The 11,585-nt window shown below is 70.6% G+C and carries 13 protein-coding genes and 1 pseudogene; 6 read left to right on the forward strand and 8 right to left on the reverse strand.

Annotation, left to right across the window (positions count from 1 at the left end; translation table 11 throughout):
* Positions 1–196 precede the first annotated feature (196 nt).
* Complete coding sequence (locus tag ACWD3I_RS09920; RefSeq protein WP_365398156.1) at positions 197–847, forward strand: class I SAM-dependent methyltransferase; 651 nt, start codon at positions 197–199, stop codon at positions 845–847.
* A 13-nt stretch (positions 848–860) separates the two neighbouring features.
* Here the strand turns inward: ACWD3I_RS09920 and ACWD3I_RS09925 are convergent, their stop codons facing one another.
* Entirely contained in the window at positions 861–1,076 is a 216-nt protein-coding gene (locus ACWD3I_RS09925; RefSeq protein WP_365398159.1) for a chaplin family protein, read from the reverse strand.
* 119 nt (positions 1,077–1,195) lie between these two features.
* On the opposite strand from ACWD3I_RS09925, the gene ACWD3I_RS09930 reads away from it, so the two are divergent.
* From ACWD3I_RS09930 to ACWD3I_RS09940, 3 genes are all read left to right on the forward strand, one after another.
* Entirely contained in the window at positions 1,196–2,161 is a 966-nt protein-coding gene (locus tag ACWD3I_RS09930; RefSeq protein WP_365398162.1) for an N-acetylmuramoyl-L-alanine amidase, read from the forward strand.
* Between the two features lie 200 nt (positions 2,162–2,361).
* Positions 2,362–3,138 (forward strand): DUF5336 domain-containing protein, encoded by a 777-nt coding sequence (locus ACWD3I_RS09935; protein WP_365398165.1) that lies wholly within the window; start codon positions 2,362–2,364, stop codon positions 3,136–3,138.
* A 107-nt stretch (positions 3,139–3,245) separates the two neighbouring features.
* Positions 3,246–4,256, forward strand: a complete 1,011-nt coding sequence (locus ACWD3I_RS09940; RefSeq protein WP_365398167.1) for an LLM class F420-dependent oxidoreductase — start codon at positions 3,246–3,248, stop codon at positions 4,254–4,256.
* Here ACWD3I_RS09940 and ACWD3I_RS09945 read toward each other — a convergent pair.
* Positions 4,246–4,534: pseudogene (locus ACWD3I_RS09945) on the reverse strand (hypothetical protein); the annotation flags it as partial. The gene ACWD3I_RS09940 and the pseudogene ACWD3I_RS09945 overlap by 11 nt on opposite strands.
* 41 nt (positions 4,535–4,575) lie before the next feature.
* Between ACWD3I_RS09945 and ACWD3I_RS09950 the strand changes: the two are divergent.
* On the forward strand, positions 4,576–4,866 hold the full coding sequence (locus tag ACWD3I_RS09950) for a hypothetical protein (protein ID WP_351689881.1): 291 nt from the start codon (positions 4,576–4,578) through the stop codon (positions 4,864–4,866).
* 80 nt (positions 4,867–4,946) lie between these two features.
* On the opposite strand, the gene ACWD3I_RS09955 is transcribed toward ACWD3I_RS09950, so the two are convergent.
* The 3 genes from ACWD3I_RS09955 to ACWD3I_RS09965 are packed head-to-tail and all read right to left on the reverse strand — an operon-like array spanning position 4,947 to position 8,142.
* Positions 4,947–6,017 (reverse strand): prenyltransferase/squalene oxidase repeat-containing protein, encoded by a 1,071-nt coding sequence (locus ACWD3I_RS09955; protein ID WP_365398170.1) that lies wholly within the window; start codon positions 6,015–6,017, stop codon positions 4,947–4,949.
* Positions 6,014–6,748, reverse strand: coding sequence for a class I SAM-dependent methyltransferase (locus tag ACWD3I_RS09960; RefSeq protein ID WP_365398173.1), 735 nt, complete (start codon positions 6,746–6,748; stop codon positions 6,014–6,016). The genes ACWD3I_RS09955 and ACWD3I_RS09960 overlap by 4 nt, the downstream gene beginning before the upstream one ends.
* Positions 6,742–8,142, reverse strand: a complete 1,401-nt coding sequence (locus ACWD3I_RS09965; RefSeq protein WP_365398176.1) for a glycosyltransferase family 4 protein — start codon at positions 8,140–8,142, stop codon at positions 6,742–6,744. The genes ACWD3I_RS09960 and ACWD3I_RS09965 overlap by 7 nt, the downstream gene beginning before the upstream one ends.
* Positions 8,143–8,350: 208 nt before the next feature.
* Between ACWD3I_RS09965 and ACWD3I_RS09970 the strand changes: the two genes are divergently transcribed.
* Positions 8,351–8,965, forward strand: coding sequence for a TetR family transcriptional regulator (locus ACWD3I_RS09970; RefSeq protein WP_365398179.1), 615 nt, complete (start codon positions 8,351–8,353; stop codon positions 8,963–8,965).
* On the opposite strand, the gene ACWD3I_RS09975 is transcribed toward ACWD3I_RS09970, so the two are convergent.
* The 3 genes from ACWD3I_RS09975 to ACWD3I_RS09985 are packed head-to-tail and all read right to left on the reverse strand — an operon-like array spanning position 8,962 to position 11,571.
* On the reverse strand, positions 8,962–9,825 hold the full coding sequence (locus ACWD3I_RS09975; protein WP_365398182.1) for a tetratricopeptide repeat protein: 864 nt from the start codon (positions 9,823–9,825) through the stop codon (positions 8,962–8,964). The two genes, ACWD3I_RS09970 and ACWD3I_RS09975, sit on opposite strands and share 4 nt — an antisense overlap.
* A 48-nt stretch (positions 9,826–9,873) precedes the next feature.
* Positions 9,874–10,107, reverse strand: coding sequence for a ferredoxin (locus ACWD3I_RS09980; RefSeq protein WP_365398184.1), 234 nt, complete (start codon positions 10,105–10,107; stop codon positions 9,874–9,876).
* Between the two features lie 6 nt (positions 10,108–10,113).
* On the reverse strand, positions 10,114–11,571 hold the full coding sequence (locus ACWD3I_RS09985; RefSeq protein ID WP_365398188.1) for an aldehyde dehydrogenase: 1,458 nt from the start codon (positions 11,569–11,571) through the stop codon (positions 10,114–10,116).
* Positions 11,572–11,585 lie beyond the last annotated feature (14 nt).

An 11,585-nucleotide genomic window follows, 5' to 3' on the forward strand; every position in this document is an offset into this window, starting at 1 on the left:
GAGAGGGCTTCCGCCGCCTCCAGCGCCTGCGCAAACCGGGCGGAGAGCAGGTCGAGCAGTGCCGTGCCGGGCGTGGGAGGTCGGACGGCTCCAGGGACTCGGCCTCCCGGCCCACCACACCCCCGTCGCCCCCGTGGCGGGGGTGTGGTGCACCATGGGGCGCCCAGAGACACGTACGACCGGAAGGCCCCCGCCCATGACCGCGGCACCCAAGCCCGAGATCCTGGCCGCGTTCGAGGCGGCGAAGGGATTCATGCCGGTGGACGAGGGCCTCGCCTTCTACGCGGCGGCGGTCGAGGCCGGCACTCTCGGGCTGCCGCTCCTGGAGGTCGGCACGTACTGCGGCCGTTCGGCGATCCTGCTCGCCGACGCGGCCCGCGCGGCCGGCGTCACCGCGCTGACCGTCGACCACCACCGCGGCAGCGAGGAGCAGCAGCCCGGCTGGGAGTACCACGACCCCGGGACGGTCGACCCCGAGATCGGCCTGATGGACACCCTGCCGACGTTCCGCCGCACCCTGCACAGGGCGGGCCTGGAGGACCACATCGTCGCCCTGGTCGGCCGTTCCCCGCAGATCGCGAAGATCTGGAGCTCCCCCCTCGCCCTCGTCTTCATCGACGGCGGCCACACCGACGAGCACGCGAGCGCCGACTACGAGGGCTGGGCGCCCCACGTCGCGGAGGGCGGACTCCTCCTCATCCACGACGTGCACCCGGACCCGAAGGACGAGTTCACCGGCCAGGCGCCGTACCGGATCTATCTGCGGGCGCTGGAGTCGGGGGCGTTCACGGAGATCTCCGTCACGGGGACGCTGCGGGTGCTGCGGCGGGTGGGTGCGGGGATCTGAGGCGCCGCGGGTCTCAGGGCTTCACGTTGAAGTCGATGTCGACCGGGATCTGGATGACGTTGCCCGTGCCGACGCCCGGCTGGCCGTAGACGTAGTCGACGGCACAGACGTCTTCCGGCGGCGCGCAGGGGAACGCGGCGGCCTGGGTCGGCGACGCTCCCAGTACGACCGCCCCGGCGACGGAGACAGCGGTGAGGACGCTCGCCATGACACGCATATATGAACTCATGGGCGATTCTCGGCATACCACCCAGCCGTGAGCGACACCGACGGTGCCGTTCGGATGAAGCGGCCCGCTCGGCGGCCACCGGCCTGCCGTGCCGGTGACCCGCCGCTAGGGTGGCTGTCGTGTCGTACGTAGGCCCGGACTTCGATCCTCCCCAGCCCCGCCGTTCCCGGCGCCGCCCCCTCACCGTCGCGGTCGCCGCGCTCGTCCCGGGCGCGCTGCTCGGGTGGCTGGTGTACGAGACGGTGGGCGGATCCGGTGGAGGTTCCGAGGAGGCGGTGGGGACACCGACGTCGTCGTCGAGCGCGCCCGCCTCTCCTACGGCGTCCTCGACGCCCTCAACATCCTCGACCTCCGCGCCCGACGACGAGAAGCCGAGCCCCACCCCCACCACTTCGGCACCCGCCGCCTCCGGCCCCCTCAAGGGCAAGGTCGTCGTCATCGACCCGGGTCACAACCCGAACAACTTCCAGCACACGGCCGAGATCAACAAGAAGGTGAACATCGGTACCGGCTGGAAGGAGTGCGACACGACAGGCACGTCCACCAACTCCGGTTACGCGGAAGCCAAGTTCACCCTCGACGTGGCCCACCGTCTGCGCACCCTGCTGGAGAAGCAGGGCGCCACGGTGAAGCTGACGCAGGACGGCGACCGGACGTTCGGCCCGTGCATCGACGAGCGGGCGAGCATCGGCAACAAGGCGGACGCGGACGCCGTGGTGTCGATCCACGCGGACGGCGCGGGCGCCGGCCGGCGCGGCTTCCACGTCATCCTCCCCGGCAAGGTCAAGGCGGGCGGCGCCGACACCGGCCCGATCGTCGCCTCCTCCGCCGAACTCGGCGAGCGCATCGCCGGCAACTTCGTCCGCGTCACGGGCAGCGCCCCCTCCAACTATGTCGGCGACGGCACCGGGCTGGTCACGCGTAAGGACCTCGGCGGTCTCAATCTGTCAACGGTTCCCAAGGTGTTCATCGAGTGCGGCAACATGCGCGATACCAAGGACGCGGCACAGTTGACCAGCGGTGCCTGGCGGCAGAAGGCGGCGCAGGGGATCTCTGAGGGGATTGTGAGTTTCCTGCGCGGGTAGTGGTTCGCGGGTTGATCTCTGCGGACAGCTTCGTCGGGCGGACGATAAGGTCGTCTTTACGATGAGGGGCCACCCCCGCGCTTCACACCGGGGCCTGACGGCGACATGGTGACAGCGACGCCTCCAGCGATGCCGACGACGAGACAACAGACGAAGGACCGACTGAAGTGAATATCCGCTCCCTCACTCGAGGCGACGGCGTGGTGATCGGAGCAGCGGTGTTGCTCTTCATCTCGTCGTTCCTCAAGTTCTACACCGTCGACGGGTACAGCAGTATCTCCGTCACCGCGTGGGACAACCTCGGCTACGGCCTCGGCACGTACATGGGCGGTGTCATCGGCGCCGCGCTGATCGTCGTCAACCACCTCCTGCCGCAGCCGCGCAAGGTTGCCGGTCTGGACCTCGGGACGGTGGGCGCGGCGTTCGCCGTGCTCGTCACGTGGAGCCTGTTCTGGACCCTGGTGGACATCAGCGACGGTTCCAGCGCCGCCGCCGGTCTCATCCTCGGCTTCATCGCCGCCCTGGTCCTGGCCGGTGGCGCCATCGCCACCCCGCTCGTCCCCGCCCTCCAGGCCGCCCTCGTCCCGGCCCCCCGCCCCGTCGCCCCCCAGCCCTACGGCGCCCAGCCGCCCGGCGGTTACGGCTACCCGGGCGCGGGCGCTCCGCAGCCGGGTCAGCCGCAGCCCTACGGTGGCCAGCCGCAGCCGGGTCAGCCGTACGGCGGCCAGCCGCAGCCCGGTCCGAGCCAGCCGCAGCCTCAGGCGCCCCAGCCGGCCGGGGACTTCTCCCCGTTCTGGTTCGCGGTGCCGGTGGCACGCCCTCTCTTCGCTGAGGACGGCTCGCAGTCGCCGATCGCCGAACTCGCCCCGGGCACCTGGTACCTGGCCGTCGAGCAGCGCGGCGCGAACCTGGTCGCGCAGACGCAGGACGGCCGTCGCGGCGTGCTGCAGGACACCTCGGGCATCCAGCGCGGCTGATCCCGAAGCGACATCAACGCACGGCCCCTCGCCCTTCCGGGCGGGGGGCCGTTGTCGTACAGTCACCTCCCTCGACCGGTGAACTGACACACCGTCAGGAGGCGGCTATGCGGCTCGGTCTCGCACTCGGCTACTGGGGTCGCGGCCCCAATCCCGACCACGTACCGCTGGCGCAGGAGGCGGAGCGGCTCGGTTACGACTCCGTGTGGACGGCCGAGTCCTGGGGCTCGGATGTCTTCACGCCCCTGACCTGGATCGCGGCCCAGACCTCAAGGATCAAGCTGGGCACGGCGGTTGCCCAGATGGCGGCCCGCTCCCCGGCCACGACGGCGATGCACGCCCTCACCCTGGACCACCTCTCCGGGGGCCGCATGATGCTCGGCCTGGGACTCTCCGGCCCACAGGTCGTCGAGGGCTGGTACGGCCGCCCGTTCCCGAAGTCACCGCTGACCGCGACGCGCGAGTACGTCGACGTCGTACGCCAGGTCCTCAGGCGCGAGGCCCCCGTCGAACTCGCCGGCCGCTTCCACTCCCACCCCTACACGGGTCCGGACGCGACCGGCCTGGGCAAGCCCCTGAAGCCGATAACCCACCCCCTGCGCCCCGATCTCCCGATCCTCCTCGGCGCCGAGGGCCCGAAGAACGTCGCCCAGACGACCCGCATCGCCGACGGCTGGCTCCCCCTCTACTGGTCCCCCACCCGCCCCGAGGTCTACGAGGCCTCCCTCTCCGACGCCCCGGAGGGCTTCCTGGTCGCCCCCATGGCCCAGGTCCGGGTCTGCGACGACGTACGCGAGGGCCTGCTCCCCGTGAAGACCATGCTCGGCTTCTACATCGGCGGCATGGGCCACGCGGCCCGCAACTTCCACGCCGATCTGATGGCACGCATGGGATACGAGGAGGAGGCCCGCCGCATCCAGCGCCTCTTCCTCGAAGGCCGCCGCGAGGAGGCGGTGCTGGCGGTCCCCGACGCCTTCGCCGACGAGATCTCCCTCGTCGGCCCTCGCGAACGCATCGCCGAACGCCTGGAGTTGTGGCGCAAGGGCCCGGTGACGGACCTCCTGGCGCTGTCACCGGACCGGGAGTCGCTGCGGGTGCTGGCCGAGCTCAACCCGTGAGCTCGGACGCCGACGGCACTTTTTCCGTGACCTCCGCGCCCGCGCAATTCGCGGCATCCTGCACCTGGTTGATGACGTCGTCGAAGATGCCAGCAGTGAGGGCGCGACGCCTTGGCGAGGGTGGGGTCGCCCCCGGCGTTGTGGGCGGCGGCCTTGAGGCGGTTGCAGGCGAAGGTCCCGGCGAGGCCGGCCTTGACCAACGCCGGCTTCCTGCCGTCCGCGCCGCTCTCGAACTTCCCCGCCTGTCACGGCTTCACGATCCACCGGTACGTCGAACCCGTTCGGGTTTCATACAGGAATGAGCGGCAACCCGATGGTTATGTCCTCTCGATATAGCGGTGCCAACTCGGCCGGCACGGTCATAGCGATCGTCGCCGACATCATGGCCCTCATCCTGGGCCTCTGGATCGTGATGTACCTGCTGGACGCGAACCGCGCGAACGACTTCGTGCAGTTCATCCACGACGCGGCTCGCTGGCTGGCGGGCTGGAGCCACGACCTGTTCACGTTCGACGAGGCGTGGGCAAGGGTGGTGGCTGGGTACGGCTTGGCGGCAGTGGTCTACCTGTTCATCGGACACGCGATCGCGAATCGAGTCCACCGCCACTGAAGCGACTTAGGGGCGCGGGGAACTGCGCGACAAGCCACCACGAACCCTCGCCCCGCCCCGCGCCCGAACCACCCGAGCTCTCAGGCGCAGCAGTCCGGGTCCAACCCGCTCGGCAGACGGTCCCCGCCGAACACGGCGCACGTAGCCTCATGACCACCCAGCGCGGCGACCGCCAGAAGCAGCGACCCGGCCGTCCAAGTGGTCAGCTCCTGGGGCCAGATGGCGCCGTCGTCGAAGACGTACCCGGTCCAGTACAGCCCGCTCTCCGGATCCCGCAGATGCTGGATCGACTGGAGAATGTCCAGCGCTCGGTCGGACTCGCCCATCGCCCAGAGCGCGAGGGCGAGTTCGGCGGATTCGCCTCCCGTCACCCACGGGTTGGGGACGACGCACCGCACCCCGAGCCCGGGTACGACGAACCGGTCCCAGTCCGTCTCCATACGGGACTTGGCCTCCGCATCCGTGAGCGCGCCGCCCAGGATCGGGTAGTACCAGTCCATGGAGTAGCGGTCCTTGTCCAGGAACCGCTCGGGGTGGCGGCGGATGGCGTGCCGCAGCATGCCCAGCGCCAACTCCCAGTCCGGCTGCGGCTCTTCGCACTGTTCCGCGATCGCGAGCGCACACCGCAGGGCGTGGTGGATGGACGAGGAACCCGTCAGCAGCGCGTCCGTGGTGAACGTGCCGTCGTCCTCGCCCTTCCAGCCGATCTGGCCGCCGGGCTGCTGGAGCCGCAGGACGTATTCCACCGCCGAGTGGACCGTCGGCCACATGCGGTCGAGGAAGGTGTCGTCGCCCGTCGAGAGGTAGTGGTGCCACACGCCTACGGCTATGTAGGCGACGAAGTTCGTCTCCCGGCCCCGGTCGGTGACGTCGTCGAACGCCCCGTCCTGGTAGGCCGCGTACCAGGAACCGTCCTCGTTCTGGTGCCGGACCAGCCAGTCGTACGCCCGCTCGGCGGCCTCGTGCTCGCCCGCCGCGTCCAGGGCCATCGCGGCCTCGGTGTGGTCCCAGGGGTCGAGATGGTGACCGCGGAACCACGGGATCGCCCCGTCCTCGCGCTGCACGGCGAGGACGCCGGAGACGGTCGCGGCGGCCTGCTCGGCGGTGAGGACCCCGGACAGGACGAGGTGTTCGGTGCGGGGAGTGGTCACCGAGCATCCACGGAAGGCAGGTGCGGCTTGGTCGCGTACGCCACGAAGCTCTTGCCGATCAAGGGGTTGAGGGCCTGCTCGGCGACCCTCGTCGCCAGCGGCTTCTTCATGATGTCCCAGACCAGCAGCTTGTGGTACGCCTTCACCGGCAGCGCCTTGTCGTTGTCGACGCCGAACGCGCACTTCAGCCACCAGTACGGCGAGTGCAGGGCATGCGCGTGGTGGGTGCCGTACGGCTTGAGGCCGGCCTCGCGGATCTTCGCGAGGAGCTCGTCCGCCTTGTAGATGCGGATGTGGCCGCCCTCGACCTCGTGGTAGGCGTCGGACAGGGTCCAGCAGACCTTCTCGGGGCCGTAGCGCGGGACGGTGATGGCGATCCGGCCGCCGGGCCTCAGCACCCGGACCATCTCGGCGAGTACGCCCTTGTCGTCCGGGATGTGCTCCATGACCTCGGAGATGATCACGACGTCGAAGGACTCGTCGGGGAACGGCAGCGCCAGGGCGTCGCCCTCCATCGCGGTGGCCGTCGCGCCCTCGGGGGCCTCGCCGGCCTCCTTCATCGCCGCGAACCACTTGGCGACCTCGCGGATCTCCTCGGCGTTCTGGTCCAGCGCCACGACCTGCGCGCCGCGCCGGTAGCACTCGAACGCGTGCCGGCCGGCTCCGCAGCCGAGGTCCAGGACGCGGTCGCCCGGGGCTAGCGGGAACCGGGAGAAGTCGACGGTCAGCACGTGGCCCTGCTTTCGCGATCGGATACAACGTCAACAACTTCTTCGGCCGCGGGTGCGACGCGGCCGGCGTGCGTGGCCGCGGGCGGGAGGGCCATCGCCTCGCGGTACCGGGCCGCCGTTCCCTCGGCGGCCCGGGCCCAGGTGAACCGCGCCAGTACCCGCTCACGTCCCGCGAGTCCGAGCCGCGCCCTGAGGTCACGGTCGCCGAGCAGTCGACTCAGGGCGGTCGCGAGGGCCCCGGAGTCCCCCGGCGGTACGGCCAGACAGGTCTCCCCGTCGCGGCCCGCGACCTCCGGGATCGCGCCGCCGGTCGTCGCGACCAGCGGTGTGCCGGTGGCCATGGCCTCCGCCGCGGGGAGGGAGAAGCCCTCGTAGAGGGACGGCACGCAGGCGACCTCGGCCGAGCGGACCAGGTCGACCAGTTCGGCGTCGGTGATGCCCTTGACGAAGCGGATGGCGCCTTCGAGGCCGTAGCGCTCGATGGCCTGGGCGACGGGGCCGTCCTCGGCGCGCTTGCCGACGACGACGAGGTGGGCGTCGGGGTGCTCGGTGCGGACCTTCGCGAGGGCCTCGACCAGGAAGATCAGGCCCTTGAGCGGGACGTCGGCGCTGGACGTGGTGACGATCCGGCCGGGAACCACGGCCACCGTGGGATCCGGCGAGAAAAGGTCGGTGTCGGCGCCGATGTGGACGACGTGGATGCGGTCGTCACGGACGCCGAGGTGGTCGACGATCTCCTGGCGGGAGGTGCCGGAGACGGTGAGGACCGACGGGAGCCTGCGTGCCGCGCGCTTCTGCATGCGGGTGAAGGCGTACCAGCGCCGCTTGGCCAGGCGTTGGCCCCAGCTCTCGGCAGCGTCCAGCTCCAACTGGCGGTCCACGGTGATGGGGTGGTGGATCGTCGTGACCAGGGGGGCGCCGATGTCGCCCAGGAGGCCGTATCCCAGCGTCTGGTTGTCGTGCACGACGTCGAACTCGCCGCGCCGGGCGCGCAGATGGCGGCGGGCGCGCAGGGAGAACGTCAGCGGCTCGGGGAAGCCGCCGGTCCACATGGTCGCCACTTCGAGGGCGTCGATCCAGTCGCGGTACTCGTCGCGCTTGGGGGTGCGAAAGGGGTCCGGGGACCGGTACAGGTCGAGGCTCGGCAGCTCCGTGAGGCTCAGTCGGCCGTCGATGTCGTCGCCCTCGTCGAGGACGGGATAGGGCTGGGAGCCGATGACCTCGACGTGGTGGCCGAGGCGGGCCAGTTCGCGGGAGAGGTGGCGGACGTAGACGCCCTGGCCGCCGCAGAACGGGTTTCCCTTGTAGGTGAGGAGTGCGATGTTGAGCGGTCGCTCGCCGTCCGCGGCCGGGTCCTCCTGGGAACCCGCCGCCCGACTGGCCTCAGCGGTCACTCCGGGCCCCCTTCTCCCTGCTGTTTCCCGCGAGATTACGCCGGGACGCTAATCTAGAACAAGTTTCAGACTTGATCGTTCAAGAGGCTCTGAATCTACCGGCAGGTAGGGGCACTGTGAGCAGTGGATCAGGTGATTCACGCCACCACTGACACCCCTGACATGCTGTGTGATCACTCGCCCTCACCGACTGTCACGGACGGGACCCATGCCTGCGGAAGCCATCACCCAGCGCCCCGCCTCTGCGCCCCTCACGGAGCGGCAGGAGGCCCGTCGTCGCCGCATCCTGCACGCGAGCGCGCAGCTGGCGAGCCGGGGCGGTTTCGACGCGGTGCAGATGCGGGAGGTCGCGGAGTCCTCGCAGGTGGCGCTGGGCACGCTCTACCGCTACTTCCCGTCCAAGATCCATCTGCTGGTCGCCACGATGCAGGACCAGCTGGAGCACATGCACGGCACCCTGCGGAAGAAGCCGCCGCAGGGCGAGACGGCGGCCGAGCGGGTGGCGGAGACCCTGATGCGCGCGTTCCGCGCACTCCAGCGCGAGCCCCACCTGGCCGACGCGATGGTCCGCGCCCTCACCTTCGCCGACCGCAGCGTCTCCCCCGAGGTCGACCAGGTCTCCCGCCAGACCACGGTGATCATCCTGGACGCGATGGGCATCGAGGACCCGACCCCGGTTCAGCTCTCCGCGGTCCGCGTCATCGAGCACACCTGGCACTCGGCCCTGATCACCTGGCTCTCGGGCCGCGCCTCGATCGCCCAGGTGAAGATCGACATCGAGACGGTGTGCAAGCTGATCGACCTGACGGCACCGGAGAACTAGCCCACCGGCTCCAGCCTGCTCCAGCTCCGCCCGATCAGGGCCTCCCCGGCCCACAGCTCCAGCAACCGCCGTGCCTCCTCCGGCGGGGCGGCCAGCGAGACCGACTGGGCACCCGCCTCGGCACTCCGCTCCTGCTGGTGCGTGCCCTCGCTGCAGCACGCGCACAGCATGCGTACGGAGCTGGCGGGCTCGGCGCCGTAGCCGTGCTCGGCGAACAGGACGAGGAGCGCCTCCAGGTCGGCCCGCTCGCCCGCGTTCACCGTGACCTCCAGGGTGGGCACCTCGGAGGCCTCGAAGAGCAGCAGCTCGTCGAAGACGGGGTACGTCGTGCCGTCGACGATCCGCTCGCCGTTCGGCACGCCGTCGTGGACGACGATCTCGCCGTACCGCCGCCCTCCGGTGACGGGCACGTTGACCACCCGGCCGCGCGTCGGGCAGAGCCGTTCGATCCACACGACCTCCTGCTGTCCGCCGGTGTCGAGGCGTACACACGCGTTCCCGAGGCGGGCCTCGATCTCGCCCTCCCCGTCGGGGAGTTCGATGCCGAATCCGGCCCAGGCGTCCCGTGCCGTCGCCCACTCCCGCAGGATCGTCGCCGCGATCCCGAGGTTCCAGAACGCCGGTTCGCCCTCACCGCGCGGGGCGCGGGCGGCGGCCTCGCGCCCCAGCTCGTACGCCTTCTGCCAGTTGCGCAGGAACTTGTGGGCGAGCGCGGCGTCGTACCACCACTCCGCGCTCGGCTCCTCGTCCGGGAAATGGGCGAGCACCTGCTCGAAGAGCTCGGCGGCGCGCAGCCACGCCTCGGCGTCCCAGGCCTGGTACGCCTGCTCGATCAGCTGCCTGGCCTCGCTCTTGTGCACGTTCCCCTGCCCGGTTCGGTCCTGTGACGACCGCTGGAGCGTAAGCCCCTACTCCTCCGGCGGGAACACCGGCTCCCCGCTTCCCAGCAGCGTGATCATGATCGCCTCCACCGGGCAGCTCTCCGCGGCCGCCAGGACCTTCTCGTTGGCGTCCGTCTCCGGTTCGACGGGGTGGGACTGGCGGCCGGTGTCGAGGTGGAAGCCGTCGGGGGCGTGGTGGATGCACTGGGCCGAGCCGATGCAGATGGAGCGGTCGACCTCGACCTGCCAGCGGTCACCCATGGCCGGTCATCCCTCCCAGCCGGCCGGGAGGTGGATCATCTTGTGCTCCAGGTACTCGCCGAAGCCCTCGGGGCCGAACTCCCGCCCCAGACCGGAGTTCTTGTAGCCGCCGAACGGGCCCAGCATGTCGAGGCTGAAGGTGTTCACGGAGTAGGTGCCCGTACGGACCTGGCGGGCGATGTCGATGCCGTGCGCCACGTCGGCCGTCCAGACGCTGCCGGAGAGGCCGTAGTCGGAGTCGTTGGCGATCTTCAGGGCCTCGGACTCGTCGCCGTAGGGAAGGAGGCAGATGACCGGGCCGAAGATCTCCTCGCGGGCGATCCGCATGGAGTTGTCGACGTCGCCGAAGAGGGTGGGCTCCACGTACCAGCCGCGGTCCAGGCCCGGCGGGCGGCCGCCGCCCGTGAGGATCTTGGCGCCCTCCTCCTGGCCGATGCGGATGTAGTCGAGGTTCCTGCGCTGCTGGCGCCGCGCCACCAGCGGGCCCACCTGCGTCGCGGGGTCCAGCGGGTCGCCGACGACCAGGGCGCTCGCAGCGGCGGCGAAGGCGTCCGCGAACTCGTCGTAGCGCGAGCGCGGCAGGAGGATGCGGGTCTGGGCCACGCACGCCTGGCCGTTGTTCATCCAGGCCGCCGACACGATCCCGGGGACGGACGTCTCGATGTCCGCGTCCGGCAGGACGACCGCCGCCGACTTGCCGCCCAACTCCAGTGTCACGCGCGTCAGATTGCGCGACGCCACCTCCATCACGCGCTTGCCGGCCGCCACCGACCCGGTGAAGGAGACCTTGTCCACGCCCGGGTGCCCGACCAGGTATTCGCTGACCTCCCGGTCGGCGGGCAGGATCGACAGCACACCTTCCGGCAGCCCGGCCTCGCGGGTGATCTCGGCGAGGATGTACGCGTCCAGCGGCGACTCGGGCGACGGCTTCAGCACCACCGTGCAGCCGGTGAGCAGCGCGGGCGCGAGCTTGGCGGCGGCGACGAACTGCGGGACGTTCCACGGGACCACGGCCGCCACGACACCGACCGGCTCGCGCCGGACCAGGATCTTGCCGAGGACGCCGTCGCGCTGCTCCTCGTACGTGAAGTTCCGTGCGACCGTGATCGCCGCGTCCCACACCATCATCGCGCCGAGCGCCTGCGCGAGGACGCTCCAGGAGTACGGCGAGCCGTTCTCGGAGGAGATCACGCGGGCGATCTCCTCGTGCCGGGTGAGGATGCCGTCCTTGATACGGGAGACGACCTCGATGCGCTCGTCGAGCGTCATCCGCGGCCAGGGTCCCTCCTCGAACGCCTTGCGCGCCGCGGCGACCGCCCGGTCCACGTCCTCGGCCGAGGCGTGCGGCACCCTTCCGATGACCTCCTCGGTGTGCGGGGAGATCACCTCGATGACGTCCTTGCCCAGGGGGTCGGTCAACTCCCCGCCGATGAACAGCTGTCCGTGTTCCACGAGCTCGGTCATGGCGACTGCCTCCC

The organism is Streptomyces sp. NPDC002817, from assembly GCF_053592055.1.

Excerpts from the sequence above, each read along its gene's own strand:
- ACWD3I_RS09920 (WP_365398156.1), top strand. The coding sequence starts at position 197 with ATGACCGCGGCACCCAAGCCCGAGATCCTGGCCGCGTTCGAGGCGGCG.
- ACWD3I_RS09925 (WP_365398159.1), bottom strand. The coding sequence starts at position 1,076 with ATGAGTTCATATATGCGTGTCATGGCGAGCGTCCTCACCGCTGTCTCC.
- ACWD3I_RS09940 (WP_365398167.1), top strand. The coding sequence starts at position 3,246 with ATGCGGCTCGGTCTCGCACTCGGCTACTGGGGTCGCGGCCCCAATCCC.
- ACWD3I_RS09950 (WP_351689881.1), top strand. The coding sequence starts at position 4,576 with ATGTCCTCTCGATATAGCGGTGCCAACTCGGCCGGCACGGTCATAGCG.
- ACWD3I_RS09970 (WP_365398179.1), top strand. The coding sequence starts at position 8,351 with ATGCCTGCGGAAGCCATCACCCAGCGCCCCGCCTCTGCGCCCCTCACG.
- ACWD3I_RS09980 (WP_365398184.1), bottom strand. The coding sequence starts at position 10,107 with ATGGGTGACCGCTGGCAGGTCGAGGTCGACCGCTCCATCTGCATCGGC.
- ACWD3I_RS09985 (WP_365398188.1), bottom strand. The coding sequence starts at position 11,571 with ATGACCGAGCTCGTGGAACACGGACAGCTGTTCATCGGCGGGGAGTTG.